This window comes from Sorangium sp. So ce394 (assembly GCF_051474665.1).
Lineage (GTDB): Bacteria > Myxococcota_A > Polyangia > Polyangiales > Polyangiaceae > Sorangium > Sorangium cellulosum_D.
Map to the genome: position 1 here is coordinate 9,559,757 of NZ_CP150339.1, position 22,946 is coordinate 9,582,702.

Sequence of the window (22,946 nt, forward strand, 5' to 3'; positions counted from 1 at the left end):
CTATTTGCCACCCGCGGCGGCGGCCGGCTGCCCGGAAGCGTCCGAGAGGCCGCTCACGATCTTCTCGACGAAACGGACCGCCGGGCGCTCTTCGAGCGGGGTCGTGACCCCACCCTTCTCGAACGCGACCGCCTGGAGGTTGATCGTCTTGCCCTCGACCGCCGTGAAGGAATGGCTGGAGCGCACCTCGAAGCGGTAGCCGCGCAGGTACGAGAACACCCCGTAGCCGTTGCCCTGCAGGTTCACGAGCACCTGGAGGGTGTGATCCCCCGGCGGGACCGAGCCGTTGAAGATCGGGATCTCGGTCTGCTCCGCCAGGGCGCCCGACTGATCGGTCTTGTTGTACTGGACGGCGCCATCCAGCACGATCAGCACGCGGGTCACGCGGAACGCGCTCGACAGCTCGTTGTTGAACCGGATCGAGGCGCGCGAGCCGGCGCCGCCGCCGGAGAGGATCGTGTCGCTGAGGAGCGAGAGCCGCGTATGGCTGCGGCGGATCTGCTCCTTGAGCTCGTCGATGCGCTGCTCCAGATCGCGCAGCCGCACCGCGTACGTCGGGCCATCCATCGCCGGGGCGGCGGCGCCCGCGGCCGGCGCGGCCGTCGCGCCGGGCGACGCAGCCGGCGCGGCCGTCGTGCCGGGCGATGCAGCCGCGGCGCCCGTCGCGGGGGCGGCCTGCGCTGCGTTCGCGGCCGGCGCGGCCGTCGTGCCGGGCGATGCAGCCGGCGCGGCCGTCGTGCCGGGCGACGCAGCCGGCGCGGCCGTCGTGCCGGGCGATGCAGCCGCGGCGCCCGTCGCGGGGGCGGCCTGCGCTGCGTTCGCAGGCGCCGAGGCGGCCGGCGCCACCGAGGCGGCAGGAGCAGCGGCCTTGCCCGACGCGCCGCCCGGGCTCTGCGCGAAGGCGGGCACGGCCATCAAGAACGAGGCCCCCACCCCCACAGCCAGCATCCTGATAAGTCGCATCGAAAGGTAACCTCGTGGTTTTACCCTCGTCAGCAGAGGGGGGCGACCTCACGCCCGGTGCCGGGGAGTCTAGTGGCGGCGGGCTTCGGAGCGCAACGACCTGGACAGCTTCCGCTCTACCGGCGCAGCGCCCCGCCGCCGGCGGCGCGACGGCGGCGCGGACCATGCAAAAAAAGTGCAGAAACGTGCAGAGGAAAACGTGCTGCCCCCTTCACCCGGCGCGCGCCCGCGGCGTCCTCGGCCGGTCGACGATGCGCTGCCACGAGGGCGCCACGGGGCCGAGCGCGGGCGCGCCTCCGGACGCCAGCGGCCCTCCCATCGACGCGGGCGAAGGGGGCTCGCTCGCTCGGGGGCGGATCCGCTAAGGTGCGCTTGTGTCAGGGGAAGGAGAGCGCCTCAGATCTTCGAGCCGCGCTGCGCGTCCGATCCGGCGCCGCGGTCGTCGAAACGAACACCCCGCCGCTCGGGCCGCCGAAGGAGCGCCGCAGAGGCTCGGCCGCTCCGGGAGCTAGGATGGTCCCGATTTCTCGAGAGGAGGTCACGGACGAAGCCCTGATGATGCGTTTTCAGGGCGGCGACCGCGCCGCGTTTGCCGGGCTCGTCCGGCGGCACAAGACGCCGATCTACAACTTCATCCTGCGGCAGGTCCGCGGGCCTGCGGTCGCCGAGGATCTGGTGCAGGATGTGTTCGTGAAGATCGTGCAGAGCGCCTCCGACTTCAAGCACGAGGCGAGGTTCACCACGTGGGCCTACGCCATCGCGCGCAACGTCTGCATCGATCACCTGCGCAAGATGTCGCTCCGGCGCCACCCGTCGCTCGACCAGGGCTCCGGCGACGGCGACGGCCCCACGCTCGGCGAGCGGACCGCGGACCCGGCGCCCCAGGCCGCGGTGGATCGCGTCGCGATCGGGGCCGAGATGGGGCAGCTCATCGTCCGCGCCGTGGAGGGCCTCCCGCACGAGCAGCGGGAGGTCTTCCTGCTCCGGGAGATCGGGCGCGTGCCCTTCAAGGACATCGCCCAGATCGTCGGGGTGCCCGAGAACACGGTGAAGAGCCGGATGCGCTACGCCCTCGAGCGGCTCCAGGAGGCGCTCTCGGAGTACGAGGATTACGCGAGGGCGCTGCGCTAGCGCGCCGGAAGAGCTGTCTATGGACTGCGAGAAGTTCGACCAGCACGTGATGGACGCGCTCTACGACGAGCTCGACGAGCTGACGCATGCGGCCATGAAGCGCCACATGGACAGCTGCGCCCGGTGCGCCTCGGCGTTCGCGGGGCTGCGCGCGGCTCGCGACGCCGGTCCGTTGCCGCTCGAGGAGCCGAGCGAGGAGCTCGAGGCGCGGATCCTCGAGGCGGTCGAGGTCGCGCAAAAGAAGACGCCGTTCCGGCGCAAGGCGCTCCGCGCGCTGGCCTGGGCCGGCAGCCACGCGATGCGGCCGCAGCTGGCGATGGCGGCGCTCTTCGTGCTCGTCATCGGCTCGAGCCTGCTGCTGCTGCGGCCGAAGACGGGCGTGGCCCCCGTGCGGGTCACCGAGTGGGGCCAGCCTGCGTCGGATCAGCTCGAGCCGCCCAGCGCCCCGGCGCCGACCCTGGCCGCGCCGGCGGACGAGGGCGACGGCCGGCGCATGGCCGAGGCCAAGGCGAGCGAGCCGCCGAGGCCGACGGCGGAGGCGGCGAAGGAGAAGAGCGCGCGCGGGGCAGCCGCCCCCGAGGACGGCGCGAGGCAGGCGCTGCGTGACGCGCAGACGCTGCAACGGACGTCGGGCTGCGCGGCCGCCGTCGGCAAGCTCGACGAGGTCGGCGCGCAGTACCCGGGCACGCCCGCCGCGCACGCGGCGATGTGGGAGGCCGCGCGGTGTCATCAGGCGGCCGGGGAGACGGGGAAGGCGCGGGAGCTGCTGCTCGCGCTCCGCTCCGCGAAGGGGTACGGCGACCGCGCCGAGCAGATGCTCGCGGGCCTCGAGGCGAACGCCGCGCGCTCGCAGGCGCACAACGCGGCCCCGGTGGCCGCCTCCCCCGCCGCGGCATCGGCGGCGCGCCCCGCCGCGGCGCCGCGGCCGGCCGCGAAGTCCGCGGCGCCGCGCGCAGACGAGCAGGGGCCCGCGCAGGCGGCGCCTCCCGACGCCGTGCCTCCCGACGCCGTGCCTCCCGACGCCGTGATGGGGCGCTGACGGCCGCGGACGCGCGCCGGCGCCTGCGTCAGTTCGATCTCACCGGCGCATCGCGGATGTAGGCGATCGTCCTGATCGTGTCGACGATGCGCTCGCGATCGTCGGGCGTGAGATCGACGAAGCGGATCCCCATGCCCGGGTTCGGGTTGTCGTGGAGGGGGCGCACCTCGTTCACCCACTGCACCGTCCCCTCGAGCACGTACGAGCTCTCGGCCCCCGGGGGCGAGAAGCGGAGCGTGAGGCGCGTGCCGATCGAGAGCGGCTGCGTCGTGCGGACGAAGATGCCCATCTCCGAGATGTTGGTGATGGAGGCGTAGAGGAACGTGTCATCCGTCTCGCAGTCCACGAGCCAGGTGACGTCGAGCCGCTCGGACGAGCGTCGGTTGAGCGAATCCGGGGGGATCTCGCACTCGGCATCCTCGCCGGTGTGGCCAGCGTCCCCGTAGGCGCCGTTCTGCGCGGGGGTGGCCGACAAACCGCCAGGCGTGTCGGGCGGATGGTTGGAGTCACCACGGCCCCCGGTCATGTTTCTGCGACTAGCCGCTTTCCGCACGCGCGTCGAGGGCGCTCGACGACGAGGACCGCGCGTGGGTCGCCGGGCGCACAGGAGCACGCGCGCGCCGCGGCATGCGTCGGGAATCCTACAACGGGCGGCTCACCGCACGCGGATGACGCCGCCTCGGATGCGGTTCTCGTGTTCAGGTCCGCGCGTCACCTCGAAGCGCGCATCCCCGGAAAAGAAGCCGAAGTAGAGCGCGTAGTCGCCCGGGGTGAAGTTGGGCTCGAGCTGGAGCTCGTGGTCGTCGACGATGACGTCGCCCGGTTGCCACAGGCTCATCGGGTAGCGCCCCTCGATCACGGCGTGGTCGCCGTTGTAACGGCGCTGGAACCCATCGATGTGAACGAACATCTTCCAGTTGCCGGCGATCGGCCGGTGCACCCGGAAGAAGGTCCGCAGGTGGTAGATCTTCTGCGGGATCACGCTCGAGGCCTGCTGCCCGTCGTCGTCGGTCAGCTCCCAGCCGAGCACCTCCAGCTGATCGTCGAACATCGCGTCGAGCGGGTTCGCGGGAGCGACGGGCTCGTCGAGCACGACACGGCTGAGCCAGCTCTCGTTCGGACGGCCGCCGAGCTCGTTCGACGCGAGGACGATCTGGCTCGATCGGCCGTCGAGCACGGGCAGGTTGCGCCCGTGGTGCTTGCGGAAGAGGCTGTTCAACCTGGGTAGCTCGTCAGATTTGACGACGAGCCAGCGGCGCGCGCCGGGAGCGGCGGCGCTGTCCGCGGAGCCCTCCGCGGCGGGGGCGGTGAGCCAGGCGAGCGCCTGCGGGGCGTCGTTGAACGACGCGACCTCGCCGCCCTGGTAGTAGGCCGCCGCGCGGCTCCGGACGCCGAGCGTCGCGAGCGGCTCGCCGGGCTTGCGCAGCGACTCGTACGACTCGAAGACCTCCTTCGGCGAGAGCTGGGCCGCGAGCGCGGGGTAGTACCAGAAGCTCAGCGCGAAGCCGGCGACGAGGCCGGCGAGCGGCGTGCCGAGGGCGCGGGGCACGGAGGCGCGCGCGACGACGAAGCGGAACGCGTCGCGCACCGCGATGAGCGCCACGGGCCCGACGGCGAGCAGCAAGGGCAGCGCCCACCACGCGTTCATCCCGTAGGCGGCGAGGTGGTTCGGCATCCGCGCCACGGTCCCCCATCCGATGCGCTTGCCGACGAAGATCATCGCGCCGACGCCGACGAGCGCCGCCTCGAGGACGATCAGCAGGAAGAGCAGGTTGCCGCCCCAGATGCGCGCGAGCTCCTCGGCGCCGGCGCGGACGTCGGCGTCGAGGCGACGCGCCCACGCCTTGAGGCCGCGGTCGATCTCGCGGGGCTGCTCCTCGAACCAGGTGAGCGCCACGAGGCCCGCGAACGCGATCAGGACGAAGCGCATCGCCGAGGCCGCCTCTTCCTCGAAGCTCTTCGGGAACACGGGCTTGTCGACGGAGAAGACGCTGAGGGCCCGGTCCGGCGAGAGGACGAGGTCGCGGTACAGGACGAAGGCGAGCACGGAGCAGCCGACGGCGAGCGCCCGCGAGGAGGGGGCGCCGCGCTCGAGATCGCGGATGGCGAGCGCGGCGATCGCGGCGAGGAGCGCGGGGCCGCTGAACGGGAGCGCCCCGGCGTGCGGCGCGAGCAGCGCGAAGGCGCCGTAGGCGAGCGCCGACGTGACGACGAGGGCGATCCGGACGCCGGCCTCGCGATCGAGGCCCGCCGCGGCGCAGGTCCTCGTCCCGGCTTGCGCCGCGGCCGGCGCGCGGAAGAGCCGGCCGACGGCGAACGGCAGGAAGGCGCTCCACGGAAAGAGGGCGTGCCCGAGCTGGCGCAGCGTGAGATCGAACGTGGACTCGACCGGCGGCTTCTTGAGGAGCGCGACGCCGAGGGCGCGCGGGAGCGGCGCGTCGGCGCTCGAGCTCGCGAGGACGAGGAGGCCCTTCGCCGCCGCGGCGATGCCGAGCAGGAGCGCCGCGCCGCCCACGAGATCGCCGAGCGTGGGCCGCGGGCGCTCGGGCGCGGGCCAGGCGCCGGACGTGCGGAGCACGATCCACGTCAGGCCGGCGCCGAGCGCGGGGACGGCGACCCCGATCAGCAGGCCGCGGCTGAGGTATCCGGCGGCGAGGCCGAGGAGCCCCACCGCGATCCACGCGGCCGGCGCGAGCAGGGCGCCGCGCCGCGCCCCTCGCCCGCCCTCGAGCAGGGCGCCGGTCAGCCCGCAGAACGCCATCGTGAGCGCGGCCATGGTGACGATGTCGCCGAGCATGGTGCGGGCCTGCATCACGTAGAGCGGCATCGTGACGAGGACGGCGACGCCGTACAGGCCGGCCTTGCGGTCGACGAGCCGGGCGAGGAACTCGTAGAGCACGAGCGCGCCGGCGAGCCCCCACAGCGCGAGCGGGAGGCGCCCGGCCCAGTCGTGCAGGCCGAACAGCCGGAAGCCGAGCGCCATCGAGGTGAACCCGAGCTCGCCCATGCCGAGGTCGGTCAGGGTCGGCAGCTGCCCGGCTGGATCGGCGAGATCCACGCCTTCCACGCCGCGCGGGGCGTGGAAGACGTGGAGGGCGATGCGGCGGGCGAGGTCGGCCCGGTCGAGCTCGTAGGGGTCCCAGATCCCGCTCGTGCCGAGGAGGGGCAGCAGCGCGAGGGCCGCGAGCGCGAGGGCCGCGAGCCGCGCGGGGCCGCCGCGCGAGCCGCCGTCCACCGCACCATCGGCCGGCGCGCCGCCGGTCTCGGCCGAGCGGTCCTCGCGCGGCCTCGCCTCGTCGTGGGACGAGGCTCCGGTCGCGGGCGGGTCGGGGGCAGCGGGCGGGGCTCCGCTTCGTGGATCCCCTCGGTGGACGCTCGACATGCGAGGCATCCCCTTACCGCCTTCGCGCGCGCTTGACCACGGATCGTAGGGAAGCGTTTGTAGCCCCCGTGGGCGTCTGCTATCGCGCGCGGCGTGGTGAAAGGCCGTCCCCCGAGCGCGCCCCAGGGCGCGAGAACGCGCCCGCAGGCGCCGAAGCCCTCCCAGGCCGCCGCTGGCCCCCGTCCCGCCAGGAACGGTGGCCGCGCCGGCCGCCCGGGAGCGTCATCCGGCGAGGAATCCCCGACGGGCGACGCGGCGATCCCGCGGGCGCGCCCGTCCCGACGCAAAGACGAGGCGCATCCCGACGACAGATCGCGCGGCGCGAGCAAGCGGGGCGGCGCCGAGCGCGCGGCCAGGCGAGGCGAGGCGGACCGGGGCAGCGCCGAGCGCGCCGCCAAGGCAGGGGATGCGGACCGGGGCGGCGCCGAGCGCGCTGCCAAGGCGGGAGATGCGGAGCGGGGCGCCGGGAAGAACCGCGGCGCCGCGGCGCGCTCCTCCAGCGCAGCCCGCGGCAAGGCGGGGCGCGCGCCTCGCCCGGGGGGCGAAGCGAAGGGGCGACCGCTCCCGGAGCGCGCGGCGGGCGCGCTCGGCGGCGGGCAGCAGCAGCGAAGGAAGCGCGCCGAGCCGAGGCGGGTCGAGGAGGCCGACGCGTCGCTCGATCTGCCGCGGCGATCCGGGCGCGTGGCCCTGGTGGGGCGGCCGAACGTGGGCAAGTCGACGCTGCTCAACGCGGCGCTCGGCCACCCGCTCGCGATCGTCTCGCCGACGCCGCAGACGACGCGCGACGCGATCCTCGGGGTCGTGCACCACGGCCCGGCCGAGATCGCGCTGCTCGACACGCCCGGGCTGCACCGGCCGCGCACCGAGCTCGGGCGCGTGATGAACCAGGCGGCGCGCGAGGCGGCGCGGAGCGCCGACGTCATCGTCTTCGTGACGGAAGCCCCGGATCCCGCGCGCCTCCCGCGGCGCGCGAAGGAAGGCGAGGACGGCCCGCCGTTCGCGCCGCACCCGGGCGACCTCGCGCTGCTCGCGGACCTCGGGAGCGAGGCGCCGGTGGTGTTCGTGCTCAACAAGGTCGACCGGGTGCGGGACAAGGCGCGGCTCTTGCCGCTCCTCGACGCGTTCGGGCAGATCCGTGATTTCGCGGCGATCGTCCCGATCTCGGCGCTGCGCGAGGACGGCGTCCAGCGCGTGCTGGACGAGGTGGCGAAGCTGTGCCCCGAGCGGGCCTGGGGCTTCGCGCCCGATGAGCTCACCGACAGGCCCACGCGCTTCTTCGCCGCCGAGTACGTGCGCGAGCAGATCCTCCGCGCGACGAAGGCCGAGGTGCCGCACGCCAGCGCCGTGCAGATCGAGCGCTACGTCGAGCCGACGGGCGACGGCGCGCTGCACATCGACGCGACGATCCACGTGGAGCGGCCCGGGCAGAAGAAGATCTTGATCGGCGCCGCCGCGGAGCAGCTCAAGCGGATCGGCACGGAGGCCCGGCTCCGGATCGAGGAGCTCGTCGGGCGGCAGGTGAACCTCAAGCTCTGGGTGCGGGTGACGCCGGAGTGGCGCGAGTCGCTCCAGACGCTGGAAGAGCTCGGTTACAACAAGGGAGAGACCTCGTGAGCGCGGCGAAACCAGCTCCTTCCAGGCAGACCAGGCGCGGTCAGGGCGCCGCCGGCGGCGGCCGGGCGACGAAGACGGGCGGTGGCCCCGAGAAGAGGGGCGGCGTCGCTCCCAGGAAGGGCGCTGCCTCCGGCAAGAGCGCGGTCGCTCCCAGAAAGAGCGCGGCCGCCTCGGGCAAGAGCGCGGTCGCTCCCAGAAAGAGCGCGCCCGGCAAGGCCGCTGCCGCGCCCGGCAAGGCCGCTGCCGCGCCCCGCAAGGCCGCCGCGGCGTCCGGCAAGACCGCGGCCGCGCCCGGCAAGGCGGCCGCTGGCGCGAAGAAGGGCAGCGGCTCGGGCGTGAGCAAGGGGCGCGCTGCCTTCGAGCAGAGCGGCCACGATCCGGCGGAGGACAGCGGCGTGCTCGCGGCGGAGCTCGCCGACGAGGCCCTCGAGGCCGCCGCGGCCGACGCGCCTGCCCCGCCGCCCTCGGCCGGGATCGTGGCGCTGGTCGGGCGGCCCAACACCGGCAAGAGCACGCTGTTCAACCGGCTGGTCGGCAAGCGCGTCGCGATCGTGCACGACGAGCCCGGGGTGACCCGCGATCGCCACTACGGCGACGTCACCTCGCGGGGACGGCGCTTCACGCTCGTCGACACGGGCGGGTTCGACCCCGAGAGCGACGACCCCATGCGGCGGGGGATCAAGCGGCAGATCGACCTCGCCATCGCCGAGGCCGACGTGATCGTGTGCGTGCTCGACGCCGTGACGCCGGTCACGCCGTCCGAGCACGCCGAGCTCGGCCTCCTGCGCCGCGCGGGCAAGCCCGTGATCTACGTCGCCAACAAGGCGGACTCGCCCCGCGCCGAGGCCGAGGCGGCGGAGCTGTACCGCCTCGGGATGGATCGGCTCATCCCCATCAGCGCCCTCCACGGCCGCGGCATCTCGGATCTGGAGATGGCCATCGAGGCCGCGCTGCCCAAGGAGCCCGCGGCGCCCGAGGCGTCGGCCGAGGGGGCGCTCCGCATCGCCATCATCGGGCGCCCGAACGCGGGGAAGTCGTCGCTCGTCAACCGCATCGCGGGCGAGGAGCGGATGCTCGTCGACGCGCAGCCGGGCACGACGCGCGATCCGATCGACACCCTGGCCGAGCGCGACGGCAAGCGGTTCTTGCTCATCGACACGGCCGGCATCCGGCGCAAGGCGAAGGTGGCGAAGGAGGACAGCGCCGTCGAGGCGGTCAGCGTGATGCACGCGATCCGCGCGATGGAGCGGGCCGAGGTCGTGCTCCTGCTCTGCGACGCCGCCGAGGGCGTGGCCGAGCAGGACGCGAAGATCCTCGGCCTCGCGGTCGACCGGGGGTGTGGCGTCGTGATCGGCCTGAACAAGATCGATCTCCTCGACCGGAAGGCGCTCGCGAAGGCGGAGCAGGACGCCCGCGACAAGCTGGCGTTCGTGCCGTGGGCGCCGATCGTGCAGGTGAGCGCGCGCAGCGGGCGCGGCGTGGCGAAGCTCCTCGAGACGGTGGGCCAGGTGGCCGACGCCTACCGGAAGCGCGTGCCCACCGGGGAGCTCAACCGCTTCTTCGAGCAGATCCTCCTCACGCACCCGCCGCCCACGCACGGCGGGCGCGCGCCCCGGCTGTTCTTCGTCACGCAGGCCGAGACGTCGCCGCCGCTGTTCGTCGTCGTCGCGAGCGATCCCGAGAAGCTCCACTTCAGCTACCGGCGCTACGTGTCGAACCAGCTCCGGCAAGCGTTCGGCCTCGAGGGCGTGCCGGTCCGGGTGAAGTACAAGGAGCGCCGCCGCCGCAGCTAGCCCGCGCCGCGGGGGCGCGCGCCCACCGCGGCACGCGCGCGCCCACCGCGGGGGGCGCTGCCGCACCGCAGCGTGCGCCGCACCTCGACGGAAGCGGCCGGCTACCCCGCCGCCCCGGGCAGCGGCGCCAGCACGTCGGCGATCCTCGCGAGGCCGGCCACGTCGTAGATGTCGTACGGGAACGCCGGCACGTCGACGCGGACGCTGCCGCCGTTCTGCTCGTCCTCCAGCGCCGCCTCGAGGGCGATCAGGTTCAGGTGATCGAGCTTGCCCATGCGGGTCTCGTCCTCGGCGGCCTGGAGCAGGCGCGCCGCCGCGCCGGGGCCGAGCGCGAGGCCGCTCCCGTCGAGCGCGGCGGCGATCTCGGCGGCGCCGGGGAGGGCGCCGTACACCGGGTGGACGCGGTTCACGACGAACGCGTCGCGCCGCATGTCCTGCTCGCGCAGGCGATCGGCGAAGAACAGCACCTCGCGCACGCAGAGTGGATCGGGCGTCGTGACGAGCACGTAGGCCACGTCGGGGCCGCGCAGCGCCGACGCCACCGCGTCCGCCCGCTGCTTCCAGCCGCCGAAGACCGCGTTCATCTCGCTGATGAACGCCGCGATCTGCTCGAGGAAGCCGCTGCCGGTCAGCTTGCCGATGCCGCGCAGCACCGCCGCGGTCGACCGCGCCAGCAGGTTGAGCGACAGCTTGCCGGAGCTCTGGAACGCCTGCACGAACCAGCGCGTCGCCGCGCTGTCGATGGCGCCGACGAGCCGCTCGGGCGCGTCGAGGAAATCCAGCGCGTTCGCCGTGGGCGGCGTGTCGAGCAGGACGAGGTCGTAGCTCGGGTCGTTCCTCACGGCGTAGAGCTTCTCCATCGCCATGTACTCCTGCGTGCCCGCGAGCGACGTGGAGATGTACTTGTAGAGGACGTTGCCGAGGATCCGGTCGCGCTGCTCGGGCGACGGGGCGAGCGAGGCGACGAGGCCGTCGAACGTCGACTTCGTGTCGAGCATCATCACCGTCATCGAGCCGGGCACGTCGACCCCCGCCCGGGCGAACCGGGCCGGCTCGATCGTCTGCGCCTCGGTCTTCATCTCCTCGAGCCCGAGGCTCTGGGAGAGGCGGCGCGCCGGGTCGATCGTCAGGCACAGCACGCGCTTGCCCCGGCGGGCCGCGGCGAGGCCGAGCGCCGCGGTGGTGGTCGTCTTGCCGACGCCGCCGCAGCCGACGCAGAGGATCACCCTGCGGGAGGCGAGCAGCCGGGCCAGGCCGGCGTCGTCCGCCCGGAGGGGTGCGTGGGCGGCGGGTGGGGTGTTTCGAGGGGGTGCAAGCGGGCCGGGCATGGCGCGCGACCTGAGGTCGCGGCCCCTTGTAGCACGAACCGGGGGCGCGAGCGCTCGTCCGGCTGCGCGGCGAGCGCTCCGGCCGCGGCCGGACGACCGCTCGGCCCGCGGCGGGTGGACGATGCGCTCAGGCTGCGGCGCGGAGGATGCGCAGGCACCCGGCGGCGGCCCGGGCGATGGAGGCGCCGCGCTCCGCCGTGCCGCCGCGGCCGCAGAGCAGCACCTCCCCGCCCGCCACGGCGAGGCTCTGGACCTCGACCTCCGCGGTGAGCGCGGCGATGCGCGAGCCGACCGCGGCGTTCTGCACGGCGTCCGGGTTGGCGAGGAGCGGGGCGTAGGCGGCGAGCTCCTCGCACGCGGGCCACGCGCCCGCCCCGGCGACCAGGCAGCCGCTGTCGTCCACGAGGACCACGACGTCCAGGTTCGCCTCCGAGCGCGTCGTCGAGAGCTGATAGTGCAGCGCGGTGATCGGGTCGTCGCTGCGGCGGCGCCGCCGCTCGGAGGCGGGCGCCGCCTCCCCGGCGGCCGCCGCGCCCTCCTCGGCCGAGAGCGCGCCTCGGCCTTCGGGCCGCTCCGCGCGGCCTCCCTGCTGGTCGCCGCGATGGCCCCCTGCGCCGCCATTCGACCCGGGCTCCGGCACAAGCTGCTGGTTCGATAACGAGAGCGACACGAACACCTCCTCCACGCGAAGGATGGTCGCAGCGCACGGGGGCGGCCAACTTTGCTAAGTTCGACCGCACGATGCGCGGCTTCATCGATCTCCACTGCCACTGGGTCGCCGGCATCGACGACGGCGCCCGCACCGTCGAGGAGAGCTTCGCCCTCCTCACCGCGCTCCGCGGCGCCGGGTTCGACACCGTGGTGGCCACGCCGCACATGCGCCCCGGGATGTTCGACAACACCCGGCAGAGCCTCCGCGCCGCCTACGACGCGACGTGCGCCGCGCTGCGCCGCGCCGACGACGCGCGCGGCCTGCCCGCGCTCGACCTCTCGTCGGAGCACTTCTTCGATGACGTCGTCTTCCAGCGCCTCCTCGACGGCAGCGCCCTCCCCTACCCCGGCGGCCGCGCGGCGCTCGTCGAGTTCCCGACCCGGAGCTTCCCCGTCCGCGTCGCCGAGCGCATCTTCGACCTCAGCCGCCGCAAGCTCCGCCCCGTCATCGCCCACCCGGAGCGCTACGAGCCGGTCTTCGACGACTGCTCCTCGCTGGATCCGCTCCTCGACGCCGGCGCCGTCCTCCTCCTCGACGTCGCGGCCCTCACCGGCAAGTACGGGCGCGCCCCCCGCCGCGCCGCGGAGCAGCTGCTCGAGGAGGGCTACTACTACGCCGCGTGCAGCGACGCCCACGCCCCGAGGGACGTCGCCGACGTCCGCGGCGGCATCGACGCCCTCTTCGCCAGGGTCGGCGAGGAGGAAGCGACCTTCATGCTCATCGACGGCCCGCGCGCGATCCTCGAAGGCACCGTCGACGCCTGACACGCGCGGCCCCGCTCCCTCGGCGGCGCCCGACCTCGCGCCGGCGCTGGCTCATCGCCGGTGCGGCGTGGTCGCCGCGCCCCGGCGGCGCGGGGGCGCGCCGAGGCTGCTCGCGGCGGTGTCCACGCGCGGCCCGGCGGGCGCGGTGAACGAGGCCGGCGGCAGCGGGCTGTCCTTCACCGCCGTGGTCCCGGCGAGCGCGACCCCGAGGACGGCGGCCCCGAACGCCCACGCCGCCTGCGCCCACCGCCGCCAGGCGGGCAGCGGCTCCGCCTCGTCGGCCGCGCCGCCCCCCGGATCGAGCGACTCGAGCGCGGCGCGCAGCTGCTGCGTGCGGAGGTGGGACGCGTTCCCGAGCACCTGCCCGATCCAGCCGGCGACCAGCGCGTCGTTGCCCGGGTGCGCGGCGCCCGGGACCGCCTCCTCGAGCGCGCGCATCAGCTGCGCGGCCGTCGCCGTGCGCGCGGTGGGCGACTTGGCGAGCGCCTCGGAGACGAGGCGATCGAGCGCGGGCGGGATCGGCTCGGGCGGCGGCGCCGCGCTCAGCCGCTCGGCGAACCCGCGGCGGGACGGGACGGCGCGCGACGACAGCGGCGCGGCGGGCCGCTCGCTCGCGATGTGGGTCATCGTGCTCTCGCTGTCGTCGGCCTGGAAGGGGTGCGCGCCCGAGAGGAGCTCGTAGAGCAGCACCCCCACCCCGAAGAGATCGGCCCGCCGGTCGCACGGCTGCCCCCGGATGTGCTCCGGCGCCATGTACGGCGCGCTGCTCCTGAACAGGAGCGCGCCCCCCTCGCCGCCCGCCGCCGCGGCGAAGGCGCGCCCGCCGTCGCCCCGGAGCGAAGGCCGGCGCTCCGACAGCCGCTCCTCCTCGAACTTCGCGATGCCGAAGTCGACGAGGCGGACGAGCCCCTCGGACGTGATGAGGACGTTATCGGGCGAGACGTCGTAGTGAAGGAGCTCCCGGGGGTTGCCGACCTCGTCCCGGAGCTCGTGCGCCGCGTCGAGCGCCGCGCAGATCTGGTACGCCAGCCGGGCCGCGGCGAGCACCGGCGCCGGGCGCCCGCGCGCGGCGCGCAGCACCGCCGAGAGGGGCTCGCCGCTGACCCACTCCATGACATAGAAGAGGGTGCCGCCCTCCTCGCCGAGATCCACGACGGGCACCACGTTCGGGTGCCGGATGCGCGCCGCGAGCGCGGCTTCCTCCAGGAACATCCGCACGGCGTCGGGGTCGGGCGAGAGCTCGGGGTGAAGCACCTTGATGGCAAAGAGCTTCTGAAACCCGTGCTCGCGCCTGAGCCGACCCGCCCAGACCTCCCCCGTCTCGCCTGCGGCCACCCGCAGGACGAACTCGTACCGGCCCAGGGAAAACCCCGGGAAAAAGCGGCCCCCGCCCCCCACGCGGAAGGTGTGGCCCACACATGAAGAGTCCGCCAGGGTTCCCGGTGTGCGACGATCACGATTGTTGCCCGGCTTGTGAGACTCCACAGCAGCCGGGAAACGGCGCTTCCGACCGCGACGTCATCGCCCTGTCCGGAGGCGGTCCGCCCGGGCTCGGTCCTGGCGCGGCGCCCGGCGCGGCGCCCGGCACGGCAACCGCGCGCGCCGCCCGTCCGGCCCGGCCCGGCCGTGCCCTCGCGCGGACGTTTTCAGTCCTATCCGGGGTGCGGGGGTCTTGCTTCCTGAACAACCGGACAGTAAAGCTGCCGGAAACTGTTGCCCCGCACGTCGGGGATCCGGCAGCGTGATCCCCTTCGGACTCCCCTCCCTTCGGCCCCCCGCCCCGAGGTACGCATGAGCGACGAGAAGAACACCAAGCAGAAGTCTGCCGCCCTGGAGCTCGCGATCGCGAGCGTCGAGAAGGAGTACGGCAAAGGGGCGATCATGCGCCTCAAGGACGGGCAGACGCTGCACGACGAGGTCGCGGCCGTGCCGAGCGGCTCGCTCGGCCTGGACATCGCCCTCGGCATCGGCGGCTACCCGCGCGGCCGCATCGTCGAGATCTACGGGCCGGAGTCGAGCGGCAAGACGACCCTCACCCTCCACGCCATCGCGGCCATCCAGCGGGCGGGCGGGACGGCGGCGTTCATCGACGCCGAGCACGCCCTCGACGTGAACTACGCCAAGAAGCTCGGCGTGAAGACCGACGAGCTGCTCATCTCGCAGCCCGACTACGGCGAGCAGGCGCTCGAGATCGCCGACATGCTGGTCCGCTCGAACGCCGTCGACATCATCGTCGTCGACTCCGTCGCCGCGCTCGTCCCGAAGGCGGAGATCGAGGGCGACATGGGCGACAGCCACGTCGGCCTCCAGGCCCGGCTGATGAGCCAGGCGCTCCGCAAGCTGACCGGGACGACCTCCCGCTCGCAGTGCCTGCTGATGTTCATCAACCAGATCCGCATGAAGATCGGCGTCATGTTCGGCAGCCCCGAGACGACGAGCGGCGGCAACGCCCTCAAGTTCTACGCCTCGGTCCGGCTCGACATCCGCCGCATCGGCGCGATCAAGGAGGCGGCCGCGGGCGGCAAGGAGCCGGCGGTCGTCGGCAACCGGACCCGCGTCAAGGTCGTGAAGAACAAGATGGCCCCCCCCTTCCGCGAGGTGGAGTTCGACATCCTCTACGGCCACGGCATCAGCCACAGCGGCGACGTCATCGACCTCGCGACCGAGGCGAGCATCATCGAGAAGAGCGGCTCCTGGTTCTCGTTCCAGGGCGAGCGCATCGGCCAGGGCCGGGAGAACGCCCGCTCCTACCTCGAGCAGCACCCGGCGGTGCTCGAGAAGATCGAGTCGATGGTCCTCGCGAAGCACGGCATCTCCCGCGCCGGCGGGAGCGCCGCGGCGAACGGCGCCGCGGCCGCCGCCCCGAAGGGCGGAGCCGCCGCGGCCGAGCCCCCCGCGCAGGCGAAGGGTCGCGGCGAGGCGGCCCCGTCCGGCCAGGACGCCCGGCGCGCCCCGGGCAAGACGAACTGACGCGGGCCGCCACCGCCATGCACCTCTACGTGATGCGGCACGGCCCGGCGGAGGACCGGTCGGCGAGCGGACGGGACGCGGACCGGAGGCTCACCCCCGAGGGCCGCGACCGTGTCGAGCGGGTCGCGATCGAGCTGCACCGCGTCCGGGGCGGCGCCCCGCTCTCGAGGGTGCTCGCGAGCCCTCTGGCGCGCGCCCGCGAGACCGCCGAGATCGTGGCGCCCCGCTGCGGCGCGCCGGAGGTCGAGATCCGGGACGAGCTCTCGGTCGACGCCGACCTGCCGCTCGCGCTCGTCGCGGCGCTCGCCCGAGGCGGGGCCGACGCGCTCCTGGTCGGGCACCAGCCGAACGTGGAGCACCTCGTCCGGACGCTCGTCGACGCGTCCGGCCGGGGCGCGCCCGGCCTGGTCCTCCGCGCCTTCACCACGGCCCTGATCGTCGCCCTCGAGCCCGACCCGCGCGCGCAGGACCGCTGGCGCGTGGTGCGGATCCTCGACCCGCGCGAGCTCGCCTAGCGAGGACGCGCCGCGCGCGCCGTGTCATCGGGATGGAGCGGGAGCAGACGTACGCGTCCGAGGCGGAAGGCTGCGCGACCCGAGCCGGCTCGACCGGAGCGGCTCGTCGCCGCGCCGTGATGGCCCAGGCAAGTCCATGAATTTGCGGTGGAAATCCAGATCGTGGGCGGGCGGCGGCCAGGGCCCCCGCCGCACCCCCGCAGGCGGGGCCGGCCCCCTGCTTACGTAATTACAAATCCGAATGATTTCGATGATTTCGGCCGCTCGCTTGACAAGGATCCCACCCGAGAATACGCCCAAATAAGGAGGATTGAGATGGCGGGACAGATGGTCTTCCCCTTCGCTCAACCCCCTCCAGGCCGTCTGTCGCGCAGCGGTGGGAAGGGCGCAGCACCCTCTTCCTTGTGGCCGCGCGTCTCGCGGGCCGTCGTCCGGGTGCCCGACCCCCGCCACCACCCGCTCGACATCGCCCTGCCGTCGGGCCAGCCGCAGATCTACGTGCACGAGGGGGCGCGCCAGGCGCTCGTCCGGCGCCTGGAGCTGGCCCAGAAGCGGCCGGTGCTCCTCTCGGTGACCGACAACTACCGGCAGATGATCTCCTCCTCGCTGCGGGAGGGGATCCTGCAGGCGCGCGTCCACCACATGTTCCTGGACGCGCCGGCGGTCGTTCAGGATGCGCTCGTCCGGTACGTGGTGAACCAGGACCGGGCCGCGTCGCTCCTCGTCGGCCAGTACATCGACGAGAACGGCCATCGCATCCGGGCGAGCCGGCCGGTGAGCACGCCGCTCTCGACGCAGGGGCGGACGCACGATCTGCTGACCCTGTTCCAGAAGGTGAACCACACGTACTTCGGCGGCGTGGTCGACGCGCTGATCACCTGGGGCAAGCGGACCAAGGCGCGGAAGCCGCGGCGCACCATCAAGCTCGGGAGCTACTCGGCGGTGGAGCGGCTGATCCGCATCCACCCGGTGCTCGACCGGCCCTGGGTCCCCCGCTACTTCATCTCCTACGTCATCTACCACGAGATGCTCCACCACGTGATGCCCGCGAGCCACGGCAACGGGCGCCGGATGCTCCACCCGCCCCAGTTCCTCGCCCGCGAGCGGCTCTTCCGCGACTACGAGCGCTCCCTCGCGTGGGAGAGGGACCACGTGGGCAGGCTCCTCCGCACCTGACGCGCCGTCTCCGGCGGACCGGCGCGCGCTCCGACGCGACGCGCGACGCGCGACGCGGACGAACCGGCGCCGAGCGACGAACCATTGCGCGGAGTACCGGCTGGCTCTAAACCGGCGGACCCCCGTGCGGGCCGCGCGACCGGCGCGCCGCGGGCGATCCGTAACCTCGAAAGTGTGGAAGGACAGCGTGCAGGAGATTCTCACCCAGGAAGCGAGCCCGAAGCGGGCGATGGAGGCGCTCGAGTGGGCCGTTCAGCGAGCAGAGCGGGCCGAGCCCGCGCAGCCCGAGGCGGCCGCCGAGCCACGCCCCTCGACCCGGGTGATCTCGGGGCGCCCCGCCGACTTCAAGGCGGCGGCGGCGATCTACCTGCCCGACGTCCGCAAGCTGCTCGACCGGATCATGATGAGCGACGACGCCGAGGCCGGGCTCGACGCCCTGCTCGAGTCGGGCGCCCTGGCGGCGATGCTGCCCGAGGTCGAGGCGATGGTGGGGTTCGGCGACGGGGAGTGGCGCCACAAGGACGTCTGGAAGCACACGAAGCAGGTGGTGCGTCAGGCGGTGCCGAGGCTCGAGGTCCGCTGGGCGGCGCTGCTCCATGACATCGGCAAGACGAGGACGCGCACCATCTCGCCGACGGGGGAGGTCCATTTCTTCGGTCACGCCGAGGTCGGCGCGCGCATGTTCGACAAGATCGACCGGCGGCTGCCGCTGTTCTCGAAAGAGGAGGCGCTGAAGGGCAGCATCCGCTTCCTCATCCTGCACCACCTGCGGGCGAGCCAGTACGACCCGTCGTGGACCGACAGCGCGGTGCGGCGCTTCGCGAAGGAGATGGGCGGCTGCCTGAACGACGTGCTCGACCTGTCGCGGGCGGACATCACGACGAAGCGGCCCGAGAAGAAGCGGAAGGGGCTGAAGCAGATCAGCGACCTGGCCGAGCGGGTGCTGCATGTCCAGGCCGAGGACGCGGTGGTCCCGCCGCTGCCGAGCGGCATCGGCGACGCCATCATGAAGGCGTTCGGGCTGCCGCCGTCGCGTCGTGTGGGCGAGGTCAAGCGGGCGCTGGAGCAGGCGGTCGAGGCGGGCGAGGTGCCGTCGCACCAGGAGGCGGACGTGTACATCGCGTTCCTCCGGGAGAACGCGGCGCGCTTCGGGCTCTGAGGGTCGGCGGCGCGCGGGCGGGGTGCCGAGCCTACCGCCAAGGCGCTCACCGAGCGGCGGTCGCCCGCACAGGAGACGGGTCCAGATCGGCGTTTTCGGCGCGGAGGCGCACTCCAGTGCGCTGAGCACCGAAAACGCCGAGATGGGCCCGTATCCGAAGCGGGCGACCGCCGCTCTAGCGCAGTGGGGCTTCGCAGGTGACGCAGCGGGGGGGGACGCCGTCCTTGTGGTAGAGCTCGCCGCAGCGGCCGCAGAGGCGAGCGTCGGCCTCGAAGGCGATGAGCTTGTCCGTGGCCTTGCAGTGAAGGCCGGCCACCTGGGGCGGCTCCAGCGGGCGTACCTCGCCGGCAGCGTCGTCGGGCGCAGGCAGGGCGTCCTCCTTGATGTCGGCGACGCGGCCGGGGATGCGCTTCCTCGCCTCCGAAAGGACGCGGGAAGCCGCTGCGAGATGCGCGCGCAGCGGGATGGCGATCACCGTGCCGCCGCCCTGGACCGTGAGCGCCGACTCCGACAGCAGCAGGCCGGTGACCTCGCTCCAGCCGATGCGCTCGATCTCGCCAGGCCCGTTCTCGAGCGCCACGCCGGCATCGCCGACGCGGACGGGCTTCATCGACCACTGGCCGAACAGGCCCGCCGCGGCGCCGAGGAGGAGCGCACCGACGAGCAGGTACGGAGCAGCAGGGTGCGCGCCCGCCTCCTCGCCCCGGAACCACTGGCCGTAAACGCCCGCGCCGGCAAGGAGCGCCGCGACGGACATGCCGAGCAAGGTGAGGGCTAGCTCGAGCGACGCCTTGGGCTCGAAACGACGCTCGCTCCGCGGATCGGTCCGCTGCCGGAGGAGCACCTCGCCACCCTGCCCCGTGGACCCCGAGCCCTTGCGCTTGCGCTTCACCGGTCTGTCGGCTGCCATCGGCGGCTTCCTATCGGAGGAGACGCCCGGACGCAAAGGGGCTCGGCACACCACCAGCGGTCCGCACGGGCAGCCAGCCTGACCCGAGGCTCGCCCGCGCGGCAGGGACGGAGAGGTATGCTGGGACGACCATGAGATCGATGCCCGACGCGGCGACCTACGTCCTGCCCGCGCTCAGCATCGGGCTCGCCGCGCTCGTGTTCCTGGGACCCGGCGCGCAGCGTATGGCCACCGGCGTGCGGGTGTGGGGCGCCCCCGTCGCCGGGAGCGAGGCGCTCGCGCTCCGCGTCGAAGGGGTGCGCCGGCTCCACGGCGCCGACGATCCGGCGGTGCTGCCGGCGATCGAGGTGAGCGCGACGTCCGGGGGGGCGCCGCTCGCGGGATGGAGCGGCTCGACCGGAAAGGACGGGATCGGCGAGGCGCTGCTGCGCGCAGGCGGCGGACTGAAGGCGCCGGTCGTGGTGCGGATCCGGCGGGGCGGCGACGCGCTCCTGGAGCAGGAGGTGCCGCTCTCGCCCCCGCTCCCCGCGGAGGCGAGCGCGCTGCCCGGCGCGGCGCACGCGAGCGCGCTGCCCGGCGCGGCGCACGGGGAGCTCCGCCTTCGGGTCACGGTCGCGCGCGGCGCCATGGCCGCGCCGTTCCCGGAGCCGGTGCGCGTCGCGGTCGAGACGGAGGACGGAGCGCCCGTGCCAGGGGCGCGCGTGGAGGCGAGCGCCGTCGGGGCGGAGCTCGGGGGGCAGGGCAGCGGGCCGGCGCAGATCACCGCCGACGCGCGGGGCGCCGTGGAGCTCACGATCAGGCCGCTGGCGCACACCGTCGAGCTCACGCTGCGCGCGGCGCGCCCCGGGAGCGCGGCGCCGCCCGGGGCGCGGGGCGCGAGCGGCTCCTGGGAAGGGAGGCTGCCCGTGATCCCAGGCGCGATCTGGCTCGACCCGGCCGGCCTCGCGGGCGAGCGGCCAGAGCTACGGCTCACCTCGCCGGCGCCGAAGCCCTACGCCTACGTCTCGATCGGAGGCGGGCACGGCCGCCTGTTCGGGGCGGTGGTCCCGCTCGCGGCCGATGGCGGAGGCTTCTTCTCGGGGACGCTGGCGCTCCCGGACGGGCAGCCGCCCGGCGCCGTGGGATGGGCGGTCGTCGCGAGCGACCCGTACGAGCAAGGCGCGGGCACGGTCGCCTGGCCGCTCTCGCCCGCCGCGAGCCCGGTCGCGCCGCGGCGCGTGGCGCTGCTCGCGGACGGGGTGCCGGCGGCCGAGGCGCGCGAGCGGGCCCGCGCCTCGCGGGCGCGGCGCGCCGGCCTCGTGGTGCTCGGCGCCGCCGGGGTCGCCGAGATGCTCCTGCTCGCGCTCCGCGCCCGGACCGCGCGGCGGCGCCTCGCGGCGCACCTCGCCGCAGCGTCGGGCGGCGAGGGGGAGGACGGAGCCGACGGGGCGCCGCTGTCCAGGGAAGATCGCGGCCGGCTGCTCGCCACCGTACGGGCGGAGCCGGTCCTGTCGGTGCTCGCGCTCGCCGCGCTCGTGGGGCTCTCCTTCGCGGCGGTCGCAGCGCTCGCCACGTTCCGGTGACCCGGGGCGCGCGCGCGGCGCCGCATGGATTTCATCCGCCGCCGGCCCCGAGCCGCTAGACTGGGCACACGAGACGGGACGGGGCGGGAGGACGACAGACAGGGCATGTCCGAGCAGCAGCGGTACCGGGTCATCAAGCGCCTCGCCTCCGGCGGCATGGCGGAGGTCTTCGTCGCCGAGAGCGCGGGGATCGAGGGGTTCAAGAAGCAGGTCGCGATCAAGCGCGTCTTGCCGCAGCTCAGCAAGAAGGAGCAGTTCATCGCGATGTTCCTCGACGAGGCGCGCCTCTCGGCGCACCTCTCGCACTCGAACGTCGTGTCGGTGTTCGACATCGGCGTCGGCGACGGGACCTACTTCATCGTCATGGAGTACGTCGACGGCGCCGACCTCCGGGCCCTCCTCGAGCACCAGAAGAAGGTGGGCCGGCCGATGAGCGTCGAGGTCGCCGCGTTCATGGCCGCGAAGATGTGCCAGGGCCTCGCCTACGCGCACGACCTCGCGACCGCGGACGGAAAGCCGCTCCAGATCGTGCACCGGGACATCACCCCGGCGAACGTGCTCATCACCCGCTACGGCGAGGTGAAGATCGTGGACTTCGGGCTCGCGAAGGCGTCGAGCCAGCTCGCCGAGAGCGACGCGGGCATCATCAAGGGGAAGTTCGGCTACCTGGCGCCGGAGACGGTGCTCGAGCAGGGCGTCGACCAGCGCGTCGACATCTTCGCGCTCGGGATCATCCTCTGGGAGATGCTCGCCGGGCGCCGGCTCTTCCTCGGCGACTCCGACTACATCACGGTGCGGCTCGTGCGCGACGCGGTGGTCCCCTCGCTCCAGCAGATCAACGGCGAGGTGCCGCGCGAGCTCGAGCAGATCATCCGCCGCGCGCTCGCCCGCGATCCGGCGGCCCGCTACCACACGGCGCGCGAGCTCGGGCGCGACCTCACCCGCTTCCTCTACCGCTTCGGCCGCCCGGTGAGCGAGGACGACGTGGCCGCGCTGGTGGAGCGCGCCAAGGGCGGGCCGGCGCGGGCGGTCGACGGGACGCAGAAGATCGCCGAGCTCATCGACATGATGCTCCTCGAGTTCAAGTCGCTCACGAAGGAGCCGACCTCGAGCGGCAGCGGCCTCAACCTGCTGCCCACCCTGGACGGGTCCACGAGCGTGCTCCACGGGCAGACCCACTCGAGCTCGCACCCCCCGCGCAGCGAGGGGCCGCTCGGCGGGCTCGCCGACGAGCTGGAAGGGCCGGACTCGCTCCACCAGGACGAGTCCTCCTCGTCGGTGGCGGCCTGGTTCCGGGGGCTCATCCCGCGCTGATCCGGCGCGGGCGGCGGGAGGATTGCCCGGGCGGCACCGCTCCACCACATCAGGACCGTCACCGGCCAGGAGGCGCCGACCTCCGGCCCACAGCCAAAGGCAAAGAGAAGATGAGCGTTGAGATTGGAAAGCCGTTCCCGCGCTTCGCCCTGCCGAACCAGGACGGCAAGACCGTGAAGCTCGAGGACTTCGCGGGCAAATGGCTCGTCGTCTATTTCTATCCGAAGGACGACACGCCGGGTTGCACCATCCAGGGCAAGTCGTTCACGGCCTCCAAGGAGGACTTCGACAAGGCCAACGTCGCCGTGGTCGGCGTGAGCGAGGACGACGTCGCGTCGCACAAGAGCTTCTGCGACAAGTTCTCGTTCACCATCGATCTGCTCGCCGACACGAAGCACGAGCTCCTCAAGGCCGCGGGCGTCGGGCAGAGCGAGTGGAAGGGCAACTTCTACTGGGACCGGACGACCTTCGTCGTCGATCCGCAGGGCGTGCTGCGGAAGACGTACCTGAAGGTGAAGCCCGACGGTCACGAGCAGGCGCTCCTCAAGGACATCGCAGAGCTCAAGGCCCAGGGCTGAGCTGGAGAGCGCCCGCGCCGCGGCGCTCGGGCGGAC

The 22,946-nt window shown here is 73.8% G+C and carries 19 protein-coding genes; 12 read left to right on the plus strand and 7 right to left on the minus strand.

Annotation, left to right across the window (positions count from 1 at the left end; translation table 11 throughout):
• Nucleotides 1-948: a hypothetical protein gene (locus WMF33_RS35220; protein WP_437332722.1), complete on the minus strand. Its 948-nt coding sequence runs from the start codon at nucleotides 946-948 to the stop codon at nucleotides 1-3.
• 528 nt (nucleotides 949-1,476) lie between these two features.
• On the opposite strand from WMF33_RS35220, the gene WMF33_RS35225 reads away from it, so the two are divergent.
• On the plus strand, nucleotides 1,477-2,094 hold the full coding sequence (locus tag WMF33_RS35225) for an RNA polymerase sigma factor (protein WP_437332723.1): 618 nt from the start codon (nucleotides 1,477-1,479) through the stop codon (nucleotides 2,092-2,094).
• A gap of 19 nt (nucleotides 2,095-2,113) precedes the next feature.
• Entirely contained in the window at nucleotides 2,114-3,133 is a 1,020-nt protein-coding gene (locus WMF33_RS35230) for a zf-HC2 domain-containing protein (RefSeq protein WP_437332724.1), read from the plus strand.
• A 28-nt stretch (nucleotides 3,134-3,161) separates the two neighbouring features.
• Here the strand turns inward: WMF33_RS35230 and WMF33_RS35235 are convergent, their stop codons facing one another.
• Both WMF33_RS35235 and WMF33_RS35240 read right to left on the minus strand, forming a co-directional pair.
• Entirely contained in the window at nucleotides 3,162-3,659 is a 498-nt protein-coding gene (locus WMF33_RS35235; RefSeq protein ID WP_437332725.1) for a TIGR02266 family protein, read from the minus strand.
• Between the two features lie 129 nt (nucleotides 3,660-3,788).
• Nucleotides 3,789-6,515 (minus strand): glycosyltransferase family 39 protein, encoded by a 2,727-nt coding sequence (locus WMF33_RS35240; protein ID WP_437332726.1) that lies wholly within the window; start codon nucleotides 6,513-6,515, stop codon nucleotides 3,789-3,791.
• 93 nt (nucleotides 6,516-6,608) lie between these two features.
• Here WMF33_RS35240 and era point away from each other — a divergent pair, with 93 nt between their 5' ends.
• On the plus strand, nucleotides 6,609-8,129 hold the full coding sequence (gene era / locus WMF33_RS35245) for a GTPase Era (protein WP_437332727.1): 1,521 nt from the start codon (nucleotides 6,609-6,611) through the stop codon (nucleotides 8,127-8,129).
• Nucleotides 8,126-9,922 (plus strand): ribosome biogenesis GTPase Der, encoded by a 1,797-nt coding sequence (gene der / locus WMF33_RS35250; protein WP_437332728.1) that lies wholly within the window; start codon nucleotides 8,126-8,128, stop codon nucleotides 9,920-9,922. Before era ends, der begins: the two co-directional genes overlap by 4 nt.
• Nucleotides 9,923-10,023: 101 nt before the next feature.
• Here der and WMF33_RS35255 read toward each other — a convergent pair whose 3' ends face one another.
• Both WMF33_RS35255 and WMF33_RS35260 read right to left on the minus strand, forming a co-directional pair.
• Nucleotides 10,024-11,148: an ArsA family ATPase gene (locus tag WMF33_RS35255; RefSeq protein WP_437332729.1), complete on the minus strand. Its 1,125-nt coding sequence runs from the start codon at nucleotides 11,146-11,148 to the stop codon at nucleotides 10,024-10,026.
• Between the two features lie 229 nt (nucleotides 11,149-11,377).
• Entirely contained in the window at nucleotides 11,378-11,920 is a 543-nt protein-coding gene (locus WMF33_RS35260) for a hypothetical protein (protein ID WP_437332730.1), read from the minus strand.
• 71 nt (nucleotides 11,921-11,991) lie between these two features.
• On the opposite strand from WMF33_RS35260, the gene WMF33_RS35265 reads away from it, so the two are divergent.
• Entirely contained in the window at nucleotides 11,992-12,726 is a 735-nt protein-coding gene (locus tag WMF33_RS35265) for a tyrosine-protein phosphatase (RefSeq protein ID WP_437332731.1), read from the plus strand.
• 51 nt (nucleotides 12,727-12,777) lie between these two features.
• Here WMF33_RS35265 and WMF33_RS35270 read toward each other — a convergent pair whose 3' ends face one another.
• The gene (locus WMF33_RS35270; RefSeq protein ID WP_437332732.1) at nucleotides 12,778-14,142 is read right to left on the minus strand and encodes a serine/threonine-protein kinase; all 1,365 of its coding nucleotides are present in this window, start codon (nucleotides 14,140-14,142) and stop codon (nucleotides 12,778-12,780) included.
• A gap of 375 nt (nucleotides 14,143-14,517) precedes the next feature.
• Here WMF33_RS35270 and recA point away from each other — a divergent pair, with 375 nt between their 5' ends.
• The 4 genes from recA (at nucleotide 14,518) to WMF33_RS35290 (ending at nucleotide 18,546) form a co-directional block, all read left to right on the plus strand.
• A complete protein-coding gene (gene recA / locus WMF33_RS35275; protein ID WP_437332733.1) occupies nucleotides 14,518-15,696 on the plus strand; it encodes a recombinase RecA in 1,179 nt (392 codons plus the stop codon).
• A 17-nt stretch (nucleotides 15,697-15,713) separates the two neighbouring features.
• Entirely contained in the window at nucleotides 15,714-16,211 is a 498-nt protein-coding gene (gene sixA, locus WMF33_RS35280) for a phosphohistidine phosphatase SixA (protein WP_061622571.1), read from the plus strand.
• Between the two features lie 435 nt (nucleotides 16,212-16,646).
• Nucleotides 16,647-17,387, plus strand: a complete 741-nt coding sequence (locus WMF33_RS35285; RefSeq protein ID WP_437332734.1) for a hypothetical protein — start codon at nucleotides 16,647-16,649, stop codon at nucleotides 17,385-17,387.
• A 187-nt stretch (nucleotides 17,388-17,574) separates the two neighbouring features.
• Nucleotides 17,575-18,546: an HDIG domain-containing metalloprotein gene (locus tag WMF33_RS35290; protein WP_437332735.1), complete on the plus strand. Its 972-nt coding sequence runs from the start codon at nucleotides 17,575-17,577 to the stop codon at nucleotides 18,544-18,546.
• A 175-nt stretch (nucleotides 18,547-18,721) separates the two neighbouring features.
• Here the strand turns inward: WMF33_RS35290 and WMF33_RS35295 are convergent, their stop codons facing one another.
• On the minus strand, nucleotides 18,722-19,456 hold the full coding sequence (locus tag WMF33_RS35295; RefSeq protein ID WP_437332736.1) for a hypothetical protein: 735 nt from the start codon (nucleotides 19,454-19,456) through the stop codon (nucleotides 18,722-18,724).
• Between the two features lie 131 nt (nucleotides 19,457-19,587).
• Here WMF33_RS35295 and WMF33_RS35300 point away from each other — a divergent pair, with 131 nt between their 5' ends.
• The 3 genes from WMF33_RS35300 to WMF33_RS35310 all read left to right on the plus strand — a co-directional run bounded on the left by WMF33_RS35300 (nucleotide 19,588) and on the right by WMF33_RS35310 (nucleotide 22,910).
• Nucleotides 19,588-21,018 (plus strand): hypothetical protein, encoded by a 1,431-nt coding sequence (locus tag WMF33_RS35300; RefSeq protein WP_437332737.1) that lies wholly within the window; start codon nucleotides 19,588-19,590, stop codon nucleotides 21,016-21,018.
• Between the two features lie 105 nt (nucleotides 21,019-21,123).
• On the plus strand, nucleotides 21,124-22,332 hold the full coding sequence (locus WMF33_RS35305) for a serine/threonine protein kinase (protein WP_437332738.1): 1,209 nt from the start codon (nucleotides 21,124-21,126) through the stop codon (nucleotides 22,330-22,332).
• A gap of 110 nt (nucleotides 22,333-22,442) precedes the next feature.
• The gene (locus WMF33_RS35310) at nucleotides 22,443-22,910 is read left to right on the plus strand and encodes a peroxiredoxin (protein WP_437314284.1); all 468 of its coding nucleotides are present in this window, start codon (nucleotides 22,443-22,445) and stop codon (nucleotides 22,908-22,910) included.
• Nucleotides 22,911-22,946 lie beyond the last annotated feature (36 nt).

Coding starts and splice junctions, on each gene's coding strand:
- WMF33_RS35220 (WP_437332722.1), bottom strand. CDS start 948: ATGCTGGCTGTGGGGGTGGGGGCCTCGTTCTTGATGGCCGTGCCCGCC.
- WMF33_RS35225 (WP_437332723.1), top strand. CDS start 1,477: ATGGTCCCGATTTCTCGAGAGGAGGTCACGGACGAAGCCCTGATGATG.
- WMF33_RS35230 (WP_437332724.1), top strand. CDS start 2,114: ATGGACTGCGAGAAGTTCGACCAGCACGTGATGGACGCGCTCTACGAC.
- WMF33_RS35235 (WP_437332725.1), bottom strand. CDS start 3,659: ATGACCGGGGGCCGTGGTGACTCCAACCATCCGCCCGACACGCCTGGC.
- WMF33_RS35240 (WP_437332726.1), bottom strand. CDS start 6,515: ATGTCGAGCGTCCACCGAGGGGATCCACGAAGCGGAGCCCCGCCCGCT.
- WMF33_RS35265 (WP_437332731.1), top strand. CDS start 11,992: ATGCGCGGCTTCATCGATCTCCACTGCCACTGGGTCGCCGGCATCGAC.
- recA (WP_437332733.1), top strand. CDS start 14,518: ATGAGCGACGAGAAGAACACCAAGCAGAAGTCTGCCGCCCTGGAGCTC.
- sixA (WP_061622571.1), top strand. CDS start 15,714: ATGCACCTCTACGTGATGCGGCACGGCCCGGCGGAGGACCGGTCGGCG.
- WMF33_RS35295 (WP_437332736.1), bottom strand. CDS start 19,456: ATGGCAGCCGACAGACCGGTGAAGCGCAAGCGCAAGGGCTCGGGGTCC.
- WMF33_RS35300 (WP_437332737.1), top strand. CDS start 19,588: ATGAGATCGATGCCCGACGCGGCGACCTACGTCCTGCCCGCGCTCAGC.
- WMF33_RS35305 (WP_437332738.1), top strand. CDS start 21,124: ATGTCCGAGCAGCAGCGGTACCGGGTCATCAAGCGCCTCGCCTCCGGC.
- WMF33_RS35310 (WP_437314284.1), top strand. CDS start 22,443: ATGAGCGTTGAGATTGGAAAGCCGTTCCCGCGCTTCGCCCTGCCGAAC.